This window comes from Stenotrophomonas sp. UBA7606, from assembly GCF_002477705.1.
Lineage (GTDB): Bacteria > Pseudomonadota > Gammaproteobacteria > Xanthomonadales > Xanthomonadaceae > Stenotrophomonas.
The window spans coordinates 7,483-7,743 of sequence record NZ_DLJW01000014.1; the positions used below are offsets into that span (position 1 = coordinate 7,483).

General features: G+C 71.6%; 1 protein-coding gene. It reads right to left on the reverse strand.

The window, feature by feature from the left end; translation table 11 throughout:
* Window positions 1–261, reverse strand: a 261-nt coding sequence (locus B2527_RS02540) for a DUF4131 domain-containing protein (RefSeq protein WP_343124734.1), incomplete at both ends; no start/stop codon positions are given.

Consider the following 261-nt stretch of genomic DNA (forward strand, 5'->3'; position numbering starts at 1 on the left):
TGCAGCACGGCCGGCTGGGCAACGTCGTCGTTCACGCGGAAATGGAACCGGGTGCGGCGCACCTCATGCTCGGGCAGGCTGACTACCTCACCACGCAGCAAGAACTCCCGCCCCTCCATGGTGGCGGGCAACTGTGCCTGCAGACCGCTGCCCATCTGCACCCCCATCCAGCCCACGCCGGCCAGCAATGCCCCCGGCCAACGGCGGCCCCGCAGGCGCCACCAGCCCAGCAGCCCGACCAGCAGCGCCAGCCAGCCCAGG